The sequence below is a fragment of the Geminicoccus sp. genome (assembly GCF_036263595.1).
In the GTDB taxonomy this organism is placed as follows: Bacteria; Pseudomonadota; Alphaproteobacteria; order Geminicoccales; family Geminicoccaceae; genus Geminicoccus.
The window spans coordinates 1-15953 of the sequence record NZ_DATAGQ010000169.1 but is presented as its reverse complement, the minus strand read 5'-3'; the positions used below and the strand labels follow the sequence as shown (position 1 = coordinate 15953).

Sequence of the window (15953 nt, the reverse complement as noted above, 5' to 3'; positions counted from 1 at the left end):
CCCGTGTTCTGGCGGTAGCGATGATGTGCGCATGTGGCGGCAGCGGACGGGGGTGTCAACGCGCGTGCGGAATCGCTACATGACCGGCGACGCGTTCGAAGCTTCACCACAGGCACGCCATGCCCCTTTATACGTATGATTGCGCCGACCACGGCATCTTCAGGGAATGGTCCGCCATGAGCGAGAGCGACCAGCCCAGGGCCTGCCCGAGCTGCGGGGAGCCGGCACGTCGCGCAATGGCGCGGCCCATGCTGGGCCGCTCGGCCGCCAGCGAGCGGCCTTCTTTTGCCTGCGATGTCGGCGACATCGCACCATCGGCCAGGGCGGGGGGCGGCTGCGGCTGCGGGGCCGGCGGCTGCATCCACTGACCGCTCGGCCGCCGAGCCTGCTCCAGGACCCGCTTCTTGACGTGCCTCGCGAGCTGTGCACGGGACCTCCTGGGAACTAGAAGGGAGGGATGCGGTGACTCAGGCCGTGCGCTATGTCGAACATCCGGCCACCGGGCCATATGCGTTGGCACTGGACAAGAACGCGGCGAACCACGCCCCGCTCACCCCGCTGACCTTCCTGGAGCGCACCGCCGACATCTATCCCGAACGGCTGGCCGTGGTTCACGGCAGCTTGCGGCGCAACTACCGCGAACTCAGGGAGCGCTGCCACAAGCTGGCGTCCGCGCTGGTGCAGCTGGGCATCGAACCCGGCGACACCGTGGCGGCGATGCTGCCGAACACGCCGGCCATGCTGGAATGCCATTACGGCGTGCCGATGGCCGGGGCGGTCCTCAATGCGCTGAACACCCGCTCCGATCCCGGCACGATCGCCTTCATCCTGGAGCATGGCGAGGCCAAGGCGATCATCGTCGACAGCGAGTTCGCGCCGATTGTGCGCGAGGCGCTGGACAGGCTCGCGACCCGGCCGATCGTGATCGACATGCTCGACCCGGAGTTCGCCGGGCCGCACGAGCGGATCGGCAGCCTAGACTATGAGGAGATGCTCGCCAGCGGCGACGCGGCGGCAGCGCCGATCTTCCCGGCGGACGAGTGGCAGGCGATCGGCCTGAACTATACGTCGGGCACGACCGGCAACCCCAAGGGCGTGGTCTACCACCATCGCGGCGCCTACCTGAACGCGGTGGGCAACGTGCTGGTCTGGTCGATGCCGCAGCATCCGGTCTATCTCTGGACCCTGCCGATGTTCCACTGCAACGGCTGGTGCTTCCCCTGGACGACCGTGCTGCAGGCCGGGGTGAACGTCTGCCTGCGCAAGGTGTCGTCGGAGACGATCTACCAGACCTTCGCCGAGCACGGCGTGACCCATATGTGCGGCGCGCCGATCGTCATGAGCATGGTGGTGAACGCGCCCGAGGACGTCCGCCGTCCGTTCGGGCAGAAGGTCAAGATGATGACCGCCGCCTCGGCCCCGCCCGCCGCCGTCCTGGAGAAGATGGACCGGCTCGGCATCGAGGTGACCCATGTCTATGGGCTGACCGAGGTCTACGGGCCGGCCGTCGTCTGCGCCTACCAGGAGGACTGGCACGAGCTCGACATGAAGACGCGCTCGGAGAAGCTGGCCCGGCAGGGCGTGCGCTACCCCGTGCTGGAGGGCCTGGCGGTGCTGGACCCGGACACCATGCTGCCGGTGCCGAAGGACGCCACCACGCTGGGCGAGGTGATGTTCAAGGGCCACGTCGTCATGAAGGGCTACCTGAAGAACCCGACCGCCACCCACGCAGCCTTCGGGGCGGGCTGGTTCCATTCGGGCGACCTCGCGGTGATGCACCCGGACGGCTACCTGGAGATCAAGGACCGCTCGAAGGACATCATCATCTCCGGCGGCGAGAACATCAGCTCGATCGAGGTCGAAGGCGCCCTCTACCGTCATCCCGACGTGATCGATGCCGCCGTGGTCGCCAGGCCCGACGAGAAATGGGGCGAGACGCCATGCGCCTTCGTCACCCTGCGCGACGGCGCCGACGTCACGGCCGAGGAACTGATCCAGCACTGCCGTGGCGAGATCGCCAGCTACAAGCTGCCGCGCACGATCGTGTTCGGCGCGCTGCCCAAGACATCCACCGGCAAGGTCCAGAAGAACGTCCTGCGCGACCGCGCCAAGGCGCTCTGAACCTTCCATCCCGACGACACCAGGACGAAAGAGGCCGACCCCGTGCATGCCAGCCTGACCCCGAACGAGACGCTGCCGCAGGACGGCATGGCCGGAACGCTGATCGGCCGCGTGCAGACCGAGCAGGGGCCCTGCGCGGTCGTGCTGCGCGACGGCGGCGTGTGGGACATCACCCACCTGGTCCCCACGACCAGCGACCTGACCAACGCCCCCGACCCGCTGGCGATCGCCCACGACCCGGGTGCCGTGCGCCTGGGCGACTTCGCGGCGATCCTGGCGAACAGCGCGCATGACAAGCGCCAGCCCGGCACGCCCTGGTTCCTGGCACCCTGCGACCTGCATGCCGTCAAGGCCTGCGGCGTCACCTTCGTGCGCTCGATGCTGGAGCGGGTGATCGAGGAGCAGGCGCGCGGCGACGCGGCCAAGGCCGTCAGCGTGCGCGAGAAGATCATCGCCATCGTCGGCGACGACCTGCGCGCGATCGTGCCCGGTTCCGAGAAGGCGATGGAGCTGAAGTCGCACCTGATCGAGCAGGGCGCCTGGTCGCAATACCTGGAGGTCGGCATCGGCAAGGATGCCGAGGTCTTCACCAAGGGCCAGCCCATGTCGGCGGTGGGCACGGGCTCGCTGGTCGGCATCCACCCGGTCTCGACCTGGAACAACCCCGAGCCCGAGATCGTGCTGGTCGTCAGCCGCGACGGCCGGATCGTCGGCGCCACGCTCGGCAACGACGTCAACCTGCGCGACGTGGAAGGCCGCAGCGCGCTCCTCCTGGGCAAGGCCAAGGACAACAACGCGTCCGGCGCGGTGGGCCCGTTCATCCGCCTGTTCGACGAGACCTTCGACCTGGACCAGGTCCGCTCGGCCGAGCTGGACATGCTGGTCGAGGGCACGGACGGCTTTCGCATGGAAGGCCGCTCCAACATGTCCGCGATCAGCCGCGACCCCGCCGACCTGGTCAGCCAGACGATCGGCCCCCACCACCAGTACCCCGACGGCTTCGTCCTGTTCCTCGGCACCATGTTCGCCCCGATCCAGGACCGCCACGGCCCCGGCCAGGGCTTCACCCATGTCGTGGGCGACGTGGTGAGCATCTGGACGCAGGCACTGGGCAAGCTCGTGAACGTTGTCGAGCACACGGACAAGGTGCCGGCGTGGGAGTTCGGGGCGGGGGCGCTGATGCGGAATTTGGCGGGGCGGGGGGTGCTGAGGGGATAGCCCACACCCCCTGATCCTGGTGCCGGTCCACGATATTCAACGAGCAGGCCAGCTTCGTTCTGAAGCGCTTGCTCGCTCGGCAGATTGCATTGCATTTTAAGCAATATTGACATTAGTCAATCAGATCGTAATTTTTGGCCCGGGAGTGAGAACAATAACGTTAGCGGCCCCCAGCAAAGACCGAGGACGAACTGTAAAGTTCTCGGATAAGAACGGCTCGTAGGTTAGCCTCTTGTCAGGAAGAGAAGATGGGTGTCATTCAAGGAACAGCGAATCCTGAGTTTATATCAGGAGCAGCTAAATCGAGTGATGATCTTGTTGGTCTTGCCGGAAGTGATAGGTATTATTTTTCAGGAAACTGGGGCAATGACAGGATAATCGACTCTGCCGGTGAAGAGGATACTATTTACTTCGAGCACGATGTTTATCGCTATAACACAAATATTGCGAGAGCCTACAACGACGATGGCTCTCCATCTGATGATCTGGTCATTACTTATACCGATGGCGCACTGTTTACCTCTGTCACCGTAGCCGGTCAGTTTGCGGCTGGTCAGAATGGTGTCATAGAAAATGTCCAGTATTATGGCTACAAGAACCTTGTCATATTTGGTAATATAATTCGCGATGGTACTGTTGTAGGAGACCCAATAAATGGCTTTCTAGGAGACGATCGGATTAATGGTAAGGCAGGAGACGACAGTATCTATGGAAGCGCAGGTATTGACAGTCTCAACGGCGATACCGGCAACGACTATCTAGATGGCGGCGCCGATAATGATGTTCTTTCTGGTGGGATAGGGAACGATAGCCTATATGGCGGTGGTGGGAAGGATACATTTGCCTTCAATCTGGGCGACGGTACAGATCGGATTGAGGATGCTAATAGTGAAGATCTGATCAACTTAGAAGGTATTACAGATGTATCTAATGTTCGTCTAGTTTATAATCCTGGATACCAAGAATCTTATTATGATGATGATGGCAACGAGATATTCTACGAATATGGTCAGGGTTACAAAGTTTTTTATGGCAGTAATGACTCGATTGAAATCAGCGGGGATCTGCCGGTAGTCCGCCTGTCTGATGGCAGTACCCTTGCCGCCAACGTGTTCACTGGCAGCGCTTTGGACGACACCGCTCTCGTTGGCACGTCGGGCAACGACGTCATCCGTGGCCAAGGTGGGGCCGACCTTATTGATGGCCGCTTGGGGGATGATCAGGCGGAAGGCGGAGAAGGTGGCGACACCCTTATGGGAAGCGTGGGTGTCGACAGTCTAGCCGGCGGCGCAGGTAATGATCAGTACCGCCTCGAAATCGGGCAGGGCGTAGAGAAGATAATCGATTCTGAGGGGGCAGATGACCGGATCCTGTTTGGTGCCGGTATCCTCTTCAAGGACCTGAAACTCGAAGTCGTTGGCTCTGATCTGGTCATCACTCATGCCGCTCAAGACGATCGTGAGCTAAACGTCACGCTTACTGGAGCGAATACTGCAGGCGGTATTGAAAGCTTGTACTTCGCTGATGAGACGGCCGTCTATAAGTGGAACGGGACGGCATTCACTGCTGGAGTCGGTGTCCCGACCGTCACTGCTGGCCCTGACATCATTTCGGGGAGCGAGCAGGCTGATACGTATGATGCTCTTGGTGGAAACGACTCCATCTTTGGGAACGGTGGCGACGACATTCTGTCTGGTGGTGCTGGCGACGACGTCATCTCCGGTGGGCTTGGCGCCGATAAACTTGCTGGCGGGTTGGAGAATGACAGTCTTGATGGCGGCGCCGGTGCCGATCAGCTATCGGGTGATGCTGGGGATGACATCCTGTCTGGCCGGGCGGGCAATGACATCCTGAACGGTGGTGAAGGCAACGACACGATCAATGGCGGCGACGGTGTCGATCAAATCGATGGCGGTGCCGGTGACGACACTCTCAGCGGCGGCGCAGGTGCCGATACGATGCTGGGCGGCAATGGCGCGGACCTGCTCCTGGGTGGAAGTGGAAATGACCGCCTCGTCGGTGGTGCCGGTGCGGACATCTACGAATTCCAATCCGGAAACGGCGTCGACCGTCTAGAAGACAACGGTGTGGACACAACCATCCGGTTCGATAGCAGTGTCGCATCGGACAGCGTTCGGCTGATAAGGACCGTTGGAAGTGGCGGCACACCCGGTAACGGGTTCACCTTGTTCTACGGTGCCAAAGGTGACTCGATACAGATCGCAAATGAACTACCGAACCAAGTTCTGCTTAGTGACGATTCTGAATTCGACACGAGTATATTTACAGGTACTGCGTCCAATGACGTCGCCTTGTTCGGGACAAACGCAGGCGACACCGTAAGAGGCTTGGCTGGCAACGATCTGCTGGACGGACTGAGCGGCGACGACACGTTGGACGGAGGTGGCGGCAACGACATCTTGCGTGGAAGCGCTGGCAGCGATCAGTTGCTTGGCGGCTCTGGTAACGATGTTTATAGACTGAATGCCGGCCAAGGTGGGGAAATCATCTCCGATAATGCAGGCACGGACCAGATCGTATTTGACGCAGGTATCAGCTTTGCTGGATTGTCGATCGCTGCTAACGGCAGTGACTTGGTCATTCGGCATGGAACTGGGGCGGCTACCGTTAACGTCACACTGGCTGGTCAGGTTGGATCGGGTGCGATCGAACAGTTGAAGTTCGAAGGCGACTCTACCGTCTATACCTGGAACGGCACAACGTTCGCGGGCTCCGTCACTCCGCCTCCCGTCAGCAAGCCTACACAGGGCGGCGACGTCATTCCCGGCCGTGACACGGACGACGTGATCGACGGCCTCGGTGGAAACGACGCGCTGTTCGGCGGCAACGGCAACGATGTGCTCAAGGGAAGCAGCGGCGACGATTTCCTGGTTGGCGGGACCGGTATCGACCGGCTGGAGGGCGGCGCCGGGAACGACAACATGGACGGCGCCGTCGATAACGACCTGCTGTTCGGCGACAACGGCGACGACTTCCTGAAGGGCGGCGGGGGTGACGATCAGTTGTCCGGCGGTGCCGGCTTTGATCGGCTCTTCGGCGGCATCGGCAACGACACGCTGGACGGTGAGGGCAACGACGATCTGGTCCGGGGTGGCGTCGGCGACGACACTGTCCGTGGCGGGGCCGGGAACGACAATGTCGATGGCGGCAGCGGCAACGACATTGTCGAGGGCGGTACCGGCGACGACCTGATGGCGGGCGGCACCGGCACGGATACGCTGCGTGGTGGCGATGGTGCCGACCAGCTCGCAGGCAGCTTCGGGGACGACATCCTCGATGGCGGTGGCGGCGACGACGAGCTGCGCGGCGGCCATGGCGACGACATGCTCGACGGCGGCATCGGGCGGGACATCGCCTTCTTCAACGGACCACAGGTCAACTACCAGCTTGCCGAGCAGGCGGATGGCAGCCTGGTGGTGTCCCATGCAGCCGCCGGGCAGATCTACGGCAACGACGTTCTGCGGAACATCGAGGTGCTGGACTTTGCCGGTACCCAGGTCGCGGTGAGCTGAACGCTCATCCAGCCTGAGCCTGGTCGGGGCGAGGGCACGACGGCGAATTACCACCGATGCGTGTGGAAAAGGTCGCTGTCGTGCCCTTGCTTCGTTTCGTCGCCCCCTGTGCACTGGCCGCGGTGCATTGACAGGCTTTCGCGCCCACCCGACTCTGCGACCGTCGATGGCCCGTGCAATGCCACCCGTCTCCAGTGGGATGGTGGCCTGCCCGGCAGTATCTAGAGACGCCTCGGATAGGACGCATGACGGATCTGGCGACGATCAGCGCTGCACCCACAAAGGTGAGCGGGACGGACGGCAATGATACCATCCCCGGTACGGCTGGCGCGGACGACCTGAACGGCGGGCGCGGCAACGACCGGATCACCGGCGGCCTGGGCGACGACAAGCTCAGCGGCAACGATGGCGACGACTCCCTGTCGGGCGAGGGCGGCGCCGATCGGCTGCAGGGCGACGCCGGCAATGACATCTTGGACGGCGGCGACGGCGACGACCGCATCGACGGCGGGACCGGCAACGATGCGCTCAGCGGCGGTGCCGGCACCGACCGCATCATCGGCGGCGGCGGCAGCGACCGGATCCGGGGCGGCACCGGCGCCGACTGGCTGGAGGGCGGCGACGGCGCCGACACCTACCTGTTCACGAGTGGCGACGGCATCGACCAACTGAGGGATTCCGGCGCGGATACCACCATCCAGTTCGACGGGTCGGTTGCGAAGGACAGCGTGCGGCTTGTGCGCAATGCGCTGGCCAGTGGCGAGGTGGCCCCGGGAAACGAGGGCTACACGCTGTTCTATGGTGGCCAGAACTCGATCCGGATCGAGAAGGGCCTGCCGGTCAACATCCAGTTCAGCGACGGCTCCAAGCTGGACCGAACCACCTTCAACGGCACGGCCGGCAATGACGGGCGGCTCTACGGCAGCGAGGTCAACGACGTCGTACGCGGGCTGGACGGCAACGACGTGGTGGACCCGCGCCGTGGCGACGACACCGCGGAAGGCGGCAACGGCAACGACGTGCTGTTCGGCAGCCGCGGCAACGACCAGCTGCTGGGCGGGGCCGGCAATGACGAGTATCGCGTGGACCCCGACGACGGGACCGAGGTCATCGACGACGCCAGCGGGTCGGACACCATCCTGTTCGGCCCCAATGTCGACTTCGGCGACCTCAAGTTCGTATCGGCCCAGAACGACCTGCGGATCTTCTATGACGGTGCCGGCGGCAAGATCAGCCTGCAGCTGATCGGGCAGATCGGCGGCTCGGACATCGACACGCTGCGCTTCACCGACAGCAGTGCCGCGTATAGCTGGAACGGCTTCAGCTTCGTCGGCGCGTCGCCACCTCCTCCTCCGCCGCCACCACCTCCTCCGCCTCCGCCCCCTCCGCCGGACGACAAGCCGACCCAGGGTGCCGACGTGGTGCCTGGCCGCGACTCGGACGACGTCATCGACGGGCTCGGCGGCAACGACGCGTTGTTCGGCGGCAACGGCAACGACCTGCTCAAGGGAAGCAACGGCGACGACTTCCTGGTCGGCGGCAACGGTCGCGACCGGCTGGAGGGCGGGTTCGGGGCCGACAACATGGATGGTGGTCCCGGCATCGACATCCTGTTCGGCGACAACGACCCCGACTTCCTCAAGGGTGCAGCCGGCAACGACACCCTGACCGGCAACAACGGCGACGACCGCCTGTTCGGCGGCCTGGGCGACGACCTCCTGAACGGCGAATCCGGCAACGACCTGCTGCGTGGCGGCGTCGACGACGACGACCTGTTCGGCGGCAGCGGTGACGACAACCTGGACGGCGGCAGCGGGGACGACGTCGTCGACGGCAGCTTCGGCAACGACCTGCTCGCCGGTGGTGCTGGCAATGACAGGCTCAGCGGCGGCAACGGTGCCGACGACCTGCGCGGCAGTTTCGGCAACGACACGCTGGAAGGCGGGTCGGGGGACGATCTGCTGCGCGGTGGTGCCGGCAACGACGTGCTGGATGGCGGTGGCGCCCGCGACATCGCGTTCTTCAACGGTCCGCGGGCCAACTACACGGTTACCGAGCAGTCCGACGGCAGCCTCCTGGTCGCGCACACGAACGTCGTCGGGCAGGCCTACGGGACGGATGTGCTCAGGAACATCGAGGTCCTGGACTTCGGCGGCGTGCAGGTGCCGGCCGGCTGATCGTGCCGGAGCGTCAATGGCGCGTCTTGTCTAGCGGCCCTGCAGGTCGCTAGACGCCTCGATCGATCCGAGAACGAAGGGTGGAAGCGTGGCGAACATCACGGGTACCGCAGGCGCCGACACGAGTACCGGCACTGCGGGCGACGATGTCATCAACGGCCTGACCGGCAACGATCTTCTGAGCGGTCTGGCCGGTGCGGACACCTACGTGTTCAAGATCGGTGACGGCGGCGACACGATCAGCGACGCGGCCGGGGCCGACGTGATGCGCCTGGACGGGATCAGCCCGTCCCAGGTCTTCCTGTTCCGCGGCGACGGCGGCACCTATGCCACCCTCGGGAAGACGAACGAGGGACAGCTCTACGTCTTCTACGGCAACCGGGGCGACTTCGTCCGCATCGAGAATTTCTTCGGCGGCAGCGGCCAGATCGAGCAGATCCAGTACGGCGTGGGCGGCACGACCCAGGCCCTGGCGAACGCCGTGCTGACCTTCTCAGGGTCGGCCGGCAGCGAGCACCTTCTCGGTTCGGACATTGGTGACCGGATCGTCGGTGGCGGCGGGAGCGACACGCTGGAGGGCCGGCTCGGCAGCGACGGGTATATCTTCAGTGCCACGGACGGCCGCGACGGCCTCTTCGATTCTGGCGGTGCCGCCGACCAGATCACGTTCACGAGGAACGTCGACCCAGCCACCGTCAGCTATTCGCGCGGCCGCGTCGAGGACGGGCTGGACCAGGGCGACCTGGTGATCTCCTACGGCGCGGGTTCGAGCGTCACCATCCTCGACTTCTACAGCAACCCGGCCGCCCGCGTCGAGTTCATGTATTTCGACGCGACCGGGGATACGCAAAGCTTGCCGATTGCCTTCCCGACCGTGCCGACCACGGCCGGCAACGACGTGGTGACGGCGCGTGACGGCGACGACATCATCGACGGCCAGGCTGGGATCGACGCCATCTTTGGCGGTGCCGGCGTCGACCTGCTTCTGGGTGGTCTTGGCGACGATTTCATGGCTGGCGGCGCCGGCAACGACCGGACGGAAGGCGGCGGAGGCAACGACAACATCGACGGCGGGACCGAGAACGATCTCATGTTCGGCAACGACGGGATCGACTTCCTGAAGGGCGGGGTCGGCAACGACGAGCTGAACGGCGGTACCGGCGACGACCGTGCCTTCGGCGGCATCGGCAACGACGTGGTCAGCGGCGGTCTGGGCAATGACGTCCTGAGGGGCGGAGTCGGCGGCGATCTCGTCAAGGGCGACGACGGCAACGACGACGTGGATGGCGGTTCGGGCGACGATGTGGTCGAGGGCGGCAACGGCAACGACCTCGTGGCTGGCGGAGCCGGCGACGACAACCTGACAGGCGGCGACGGCGCCGATGACATCCGCGGCAGCGCGGGCAACGATATCCTGCGCGGCAGCGCCGGCGATGACCAGCTGCGCGGCGGGATCGGCGACGACGTCCTGGATGGCGGGGCCGGCAGAGACATCGCGTACTTCAACGGCGCGGTCGCGAACTACGTGGTCGCCCGGCAGGACAATGGCAGCATCGCCGTGACCCACAAGGCTTCGGCCGGAATCTATTACGGCATGGATGTGCTGACCGGCATCGAGGTGCTGGACTTCGGCGGAACACAGATCGCCGTATGACTTGACGCCTGGTCGAGGCGCATGCCTGCAGGGTCAGCTGATACGGTTCGTTACAAAGCCAGGAACCACACCCCTGATAGGCGGTTATTTTCCTGACACGGCGGGCCCGGACCTGACTGCACGGTCCGGACCCGCCGGCAAAGGGAGACCCTTCGCGATGCTCAGCACCATCCTCATCATCATTCTGATCCTCATCCTGATCGGGGCCCTCCCGAGCTGGGGATACAGCCGCAGCTGGGGATATGGTCCCACCGGGATCATCGGTGTGATCCTGATCGTGATCATCATCCTGATGTTGATGGGCAGGATCTAGTTGTGGGCTGGGCCGGGCCACCAAGACGGCCCGGCCCCTTTGAGCCAACCCGCCCTTGCCGGCCGATCAGCCGGGAAACGACTGCTCGACGATCGGCTTGGCGTAGCTGGCTTCCATGTCCCAGGGGAACAGGATCCAGGTATCCTGGCTGACCTCGGTGATGAACGTGTCGACGAGCGGCCTGCCCAGGGGCTTTGCATAGATCGTCGCGAAATGAGCGTTGGGAAGCATCTGGCGCACGATCTTGCCGGTCTGGCCGGTATCCACGAGATCATCGATCACGAGCCATCCACGTCCGTCGCCGGCGGCCACGCTCGGCTTTACGATTTCCGGTTCCCGGTGCCGCTGATTGTCGTAGGAAGATATCCCGATCGTATCGATCAGCCTCACGTCCAGTTCCCGCGCCACGATGTGCGCTGGGACGAGCCCGCCGCGCGTCACCGCAATGATCCCGGTCCATGGGCCATGGCCGGCCAGCCGCCACGATAGCGCCTTCGCGTCGCGATGGAGCTGGTCCCAATGGACAGGGAAGTAGCGGCGCGCCTGCTCGGCCATGATCTCACTCCGGCGGTGTCGGATGCGGTAGGTGACGGTGGCCCTCGCGAGCACTGCCGTCCGCATCTTGTCAAGATCGCTTGGTGACCTGAGTATGCGGCCGCTGCTCAAGATGGGGACCTCGGCCATGAATGATGACGACGAACGCCGTCCCAATCAGACACGCGACCTGATCGTTCCGAGCCGCCTGGACAACCTTTCGGTCGACGAGATGACCTCGCTTCGCAACCGGCTCCAGGCGGAGATCGCGCGCCTGGAGCAGGAAATCGACAGGCGGGCCGAGGCGCGCAGGGCAGCGGACGCCCTCTTCAAGCAGCGCGCGGACTGACGGCGCCTATGCGATTCTGCTCGCATTGCAGTGCCCCTGTGCAGCTCGTTCGTCCGCAAGGTGACGATCGCGAGCGCTTCGTATGCACGAGCTGCGAGATCGTCCACTACGTGAACCCGAAGATCGTCGTAGGCTCGGTGTGCACGCTCGGCGACCGGCTCCTTCTCTGCCGGCGCGCCATCGAGCCGCGGGTCGGGTTCTGGACGATCCCGGCCGGATGGCTGGAGAACGGCGAGACGGCCGAGGAGGGGGCGATGCGTGAGGCGCGGGAGGAAGCCTGCGCCGACATCGCCATCGAGGGGTTGATCGCCGTCTATTCCATCCCGAGGATCGAGCAGGTGCAGATCCTCTTTCGTGCCCGGCTGCTCTCGGCCGACGTCGCCGCGGGACCGGAGAGCCAGGAGGTGAGACTGGTCGAGTGGGACGAGATCCCCTGGGGCCAGCTTGCATTCCCGACCGTCGGCTGGGTTCTGCGGCGGGCCCTGGAACTACGCGGCCAGCAGCACTGGCCGGCAACCTTCAATCCCGAGCCTGCCTGATTGCAGGCATCTTCGCAGGAGTGGTTCATTTGCCGCGTTTCGACCTCGTGATCTTCGACTGCGACGGCGTTCTGGTGGACAGCGAGTTCGTCTCGATTGGGAAGGAAGTGGCGGCCCTCCATCTGCTGGGCTGGCCGATCGGCATGGACGAGGCGCTGGAGACCTTCGTGGGGCTTTCCCAGAAGAGTGCCAACGAGATCATCGAGCGGAAGCTCGGCCGGCCTTTGCCCGAGAACTGGGGGAAGACACTGCAGGCCGAGATCGTCCAGGCGTTCGAGACCGAGCTGGTCGCGATCCCCGGGATCGCCGACTGCCTGGACCGGTTGACCCTCCCGCGCTGCGTCGCATCTTCGTCCCGACCCGAACGGATCCGACGTTCGCTCGAGATCACCGGCCTCCTGCCGAAGCTCGACCCGCATCTGTTCAGCTCGACCATGGTGCCGCGCGGCAAGCCTTTCCCCGACCTCTTCCTCCATGCAGCCAGCACGCTCGGACATCAGCCCGAACGCTGCGTGGTGATCGAGGACAGTCCGGCGGGGGTCACGGCCGCGGTGGCGGCCGGCATGATGCCGATAGGATTTGTCGGCGGGCGCCATGCCAACAACGAGCGCTGGATGGAGCGCCTGCGGTCAGCAGGTGCGCAAAGCGTGCTCCAGGACATGCACACTCTGCCGGATCTGCTGGACGAGCTGCAGCAGGCCCGTTGACAGCGGGCAAGGCTAGCCCGATACGCGCAGCCATGGACATGTTCGCCTTCCTTTCAGCTCAGGACCGACGACGAATCTGACGCGGTGCGCCCAATGGGCTGCACCGCCATCCGCATTGGGCCATGGCCCCCGGCGGACCCGCGTCGTTGCTGCCTTCATGGTGAACATGTCATGCCCGCACTATCGGTACGGCCCGAGGGTCCACTCGACGGACCTTCCATCGAGCATCTTCTCGATCTCTCCTTTGGGAACGAGCGGCGTCGCAAGGTCTCGTACCGCTACCGGTTTGGCGTGGCTCCGGTCGAGGCGCTCTGTCTGGTGGCCGAGGACGCCCAGGCTGGCATGGTAGGAGCGATCCGCTACTGGCCGCTCATGATCGAGAGCCGGCCGGCCCTGCTCCTGGGTCCCCTGGCGATCGATCCGGCAAGGCGAGGGCAGGGCATCGGTCGCCTCCTGATGCATGCCAGCATGACGCTGGCGGCTCGTCAGGGCTGGGCGTTCGTGTTCCTCGTGGGAGATACTGGCTATTACACCCAGTTCGGCTTCGAGGCGGTGGCACCCGATGTCGTGATGCCTGGCGAGAACCCGAGGCGCCTCCTGGCGCGCAGCCTAGGACAGGAACCGGTGCCCGAGCGAGGCATCCTGCTACCCTGGCTGGACAGCCATTTGATCCAGCCAGTCGAGCAGCGGGAGCCCCATCTGATGGAACCCCTTGTAGCGGCTCATCCCGTCGCTCATCTCGCGGATGCGGCTGGCAAGGGCCTGGGCATGCACCGGAAGGACGATGGCATCCTGAAGTGGCCGCACGGAGGTATGGATGGTGAACAGGACGTCGCCGCTACGTGGCAGCCTCCGCAGGGTCTGCCGCTCGATGCGCAGGAAAAGCTGGGCGCCAATCGTCCGGTCGGTAGCGAACGTCCGCTGTGCGCGGTGGCCCGGTAGGAAGAGTTCATCGGTTTCGGCAACTGTCCAGTTGGCCCGCCAGACCGGACGGTCAGGATCGAGCGTCGCCATGAACCGGTCGGCCGTGGGGCCGAGTCGGTCCGCGAACCCAGGCACCGGCTGGTGGATCCCCGCCATGGGCAGGCCCAGCTTGTCGGCCAGCCGCCAGTGCGACGGAAAGCAGAGCATGGCGGCCGCCAGCACATAGCCGTCGGTGCCCTTGCGCATCAGGCACAGATCTTCCTGAACGAGCAGTCCCGCCGTCACCAGCGGCAGGTCGCTGTCCAGGCCGATCTGCCGGTCCTCGACCCGGTCGACCATGAACCGTCCATCCATCCGCCACCGCTCCGGATAGCGTGCCGGCAGGAACGCCGTCAGCAGGTCGAGGATCTCCTGGCACCCTGCCTCGCTTCCGGGCAGGCAGCCTATTACCTCCGCGCGTCGCTCCGTGACGAGCGCCGCCCGCTGCCGCATCTGCGCGGCATGGTGACGGTCGATGCACAGCCAATCCGCCAGCTCCAGCCGGCGCAATCCCATGGACAGCTTCCAGGGGCCATCCATGAACGGAAGCAGGTCCTCGCTCATGCCGATGGCCTAGCGCCCCATCAACTCCCGGTCGAGCCACGATCCGGCGGCTGCAAGCGCCATTGCCGAATGCGCAACATTCCCTTACAGGACCCCCGGTCCGGGGTGTGGCGCAGTCTGGTAGCGCATCTGCTTTGGGAGCAGAGGGTCGTCAGTTCAAATCTGACCACCCCGACCAATGAAATCAAAGGGTTAGCTGTTCTGTGGTACCTGACTGAGTCCGCTTCAGGTACCAGCTAGGGACCGGATGCGTCTGCATAAGAGGTACATCCCGTTCCGTTCTGATCCCGCTACCTGATCAGGGATATGGCCTGCCCCCATGGGGGCAGGCCACCACGGAGCTGCCGGATATAAGTTGATGCCCCAGGCGCACGACCGCACCGCAGAGGATCGACCTCGCCGACGAAATGGTAGCGGGCCCAATCAGACCCAGCATTTCCAAACCAGGACCAAGAAAAAGCGCCGTCACCGAACCAAGAAACACGCCCGCTTGACACCAACCCCCTCTTATAAATCCCGCTCCACCAAAAGCTGCCCGATCTTCGCGTGCAGCTTCTCCACCTGGGCCTCGGTAGCCCTCGCGCCCTCCTGCGCTGCCCACTTGCCCGAGAACACCGACGCCTGACCCTCCGTGGCCTGCCGCTTCCATTCGCTCACCATCGTCTGATGGATGCCGTGCCTGGCCGCCAGCTGTGCCGTCGTAAGCTCTCCCCGCAGCGCCTCCAGCGCCACCTTCGCCTTGAACTCAGCCGAGTACCGCGTCCGCTTCACCGTTGTCGGGTCCGTCCTTCTCAGGGCGAACCAAGCTTATCCGCCTGTTTGAGATCCGGGGACCACCTCTGACCTCAGTGGGATCTTCGGTGTAGCATTCGAAGCGGTGCTTGTGATGACTGCCTCGATAGTGCCAGGCCAAGCCGAACAGGTCGCACGCATGGCGTCGACAGGCGCCATGCGTGCGACCTGTGGCGCATCGCTCGACAGCCTGTCCAGGTTCACGCCCACACGCCTGGAGATCTCACGTTGCACCAGCTTGGCCTCATCAATCGTAGCTCAATCGTTTCTTGCTCGCACAGCATCTTCCAGGTTGCGTGGCAGATGGCGACGATCGATCGGTAGGATGGGTCGGTCATGACCGTCGAGTGGACGGTTTGAAGAAGCCCCTCCAGGGGTCTGCCTGAGACCGCAGGGCGACGGCGTTGGCTTGATGACTGTACTCAGGCCGTCGGTAGGGCTGGTTTGCCCGTGCTGTGGTCGCCTCGGCCGTCCAGGCAGGTTAAGGGG

12 protein-coding genes, 1 tRNA gene and 2 pseudogenes are annotated in these 15953 nt (G+C 64.4%); 12 read left to right on the top strand and 3 right to left on the bottom strand.

The genetic code is table 11. The annotated features are described in order from the left end of the window. Positions 1–119 precede the first annotated feature (119 nt). From VHL31_RS18385 to VHL31_RS18355, 7 genes are all read left to right on the top strand, one after another. Entirely contained in the window at positions 120–368 is a 249-nt protein-coding gene (locus VHL31_RS18385) for a zinc ribbon domain-containing protein (protein ID WP_329662699.1), read from the top strand. 94 nt (positions 369–462) lie between these two features. After that, on the top strand, positions 463–2121 hold the full coding sequence (locus VHL31_RS18380) for an acyl-CoA synthetase (protein ID WP_329662698.1): 1659 nt from the start codon (positions 463–465) through the stop codon (positions 2119–2121). Between the two features lie 87 nt (positions 2122–2208). Then, positions 2209–3339: a fumarylacetoacetate hydrolase family protein gene (locus VHL31_RS18375; protein ID WP_349262486.1), complete on the top strand. Its 1131-nt coding sequence runs from the start codon at positions 2209–2211 to the stop codon at positions 3337–3339. A 248-nt stretch (positions 3340–3587) separates the two neighbouring features. Then, positions 3588–6872 (top strand): calcium-binding protein, encoded by a 3285-nt coding sequence (locus tag VHL31_RS18370; protein ID WP_329662696.1) that lies wholly within the window; start codon positions 3588–3590, stop codon positions 6870–6872. Between the two features lie 245 nt (positions 6873–7117). Further along, complete coding sequence (locus tag VHL31_RS18365) at positions 7118–9049, top strand: calcium-binding protein (protein WP_329662695.1); 1932 nt, start codon at positions 7118–7120, stop codon at positions 9047–9049. Positions 9050–9137: 88 nt separating this feature from the next. Further along, positions 9138–10703, top strand: a complete 1566-nt coding sequence (locus tag VHL31_RS18360; protein WP_329662694.1) for a calcium-binding protein — start codon at positions 9138–9140, stop codon at positions 10701–10703. Between the two features lie 157 nt (positions 10704–10860). After that, positions 10861–11016: a DUF3309 family protein gene (locus VHL31_RS18355; protein WP_329662693.1), complete on the top strand. Its 156-nt coding sequence runs from the start codon at positions 10861–10863 to the stop codon at positions 11014–11016. Positions 11017–11082: 66 nt separating this feature from the next. Here the strand turns inward: VHL31_RS18355 and gpt are convergent, their stop codons facing one another. After that, a complete protein-coding gene (gene gpt, locus VHL31_RS18350; RefSeq protein WP_329662692.1) occupies positions 11083–11571 on the bottom strand; it encodes a xanthine phosphoribosyltransferase in 489 nt (162 codons plus the stop codon). A 127-nt stretch (positions 11572–11698) separates the two neighbouring features. Between gpt and VHL31_RS18345 the strand changes: the two genes are divergently transcribed. The 4 genes and pseudogenes from VHL31_RS18345 to VHL31_RS27005 form a co-directional block, all read left to right on the top strand. After that, the gene (locus tag VHL31_RS18345) at positions 11699–11899 is read left to right on the top strand and encodes a DUF1192 family protein (RefSeq protein WP_329662691.1); all 201 of its coding nucleotides are present in this window, start codon (positions 11699–11701) and stop codon (positions 11897–11899) included. An 8-nt stretch (positions 11900–11907) separates the two neighbouring features. Beyond that, positions 11908–12438, top strand: coding sequence for an NUDIX hydrolase (locus VHL31_RS18340; RefSeq protein ID WP_329662690.1), 531 nt, complete (start codon positions 11908–11910; stop codon positions 12436–12438). Between the two features lie 29 nt (positions 12439–12467). Beyond that, positions 12468–13145, top strand: a complete 678-nt coding sequence (locus VHL31_RS18335; RefSeq protein WP_329662689.1) for an HAD family hydrolase — start codon at positions 12468–12470, stop codon at positions 13143–13145. Positions 13146–13238: 93 nt separating this feature from the next. Further along, positions 13239–13682 (top strand): annotated as a pseudogene (locus VHL31_RS27005) (GNAT family N-acetyltransferase); the annotation flags it as partial. A 108-nt stretch (positions 13683–13790) separates the two neighbouring features. On the opposite strand, the gene VHL31_RS18330 reads toward VHL31_RS27005, so the two are convergent. Then, positions 13791–14672 (bottom strand): DUF3445 domain-containing protein, encoded by an 882-nt coding sequence (locus VHL31_RS18330; RefSeq protein ID WP_329662688.1) that lies wholly within the window; start codon positions 14670–14672, stop codon positions 13791–13793. 101 nt (positions 14673–14773) lie between these two features. On the opposite strand from VHL31_RS18330, the gene VHL31_RS18325 reads away from it, so the two are divergent. Continuing rightward, positions 14774–14850 (top strand) — tRNA-Pro (locus VHL31_RS18325). 335 nt (positions 14851–15185) lie between these two features. On the opposite strand, the pseudogene VHL31_RS18320 reads toward VHL31_RS18325, so the two are convergent. Next, positions 15186–15467, bottom strand: a pseudogene (locus VHL31_RS18320) (transposase); the annotation flags it as partial. Positions 15468–15953 lie beyond the last annotated feature (486 nt).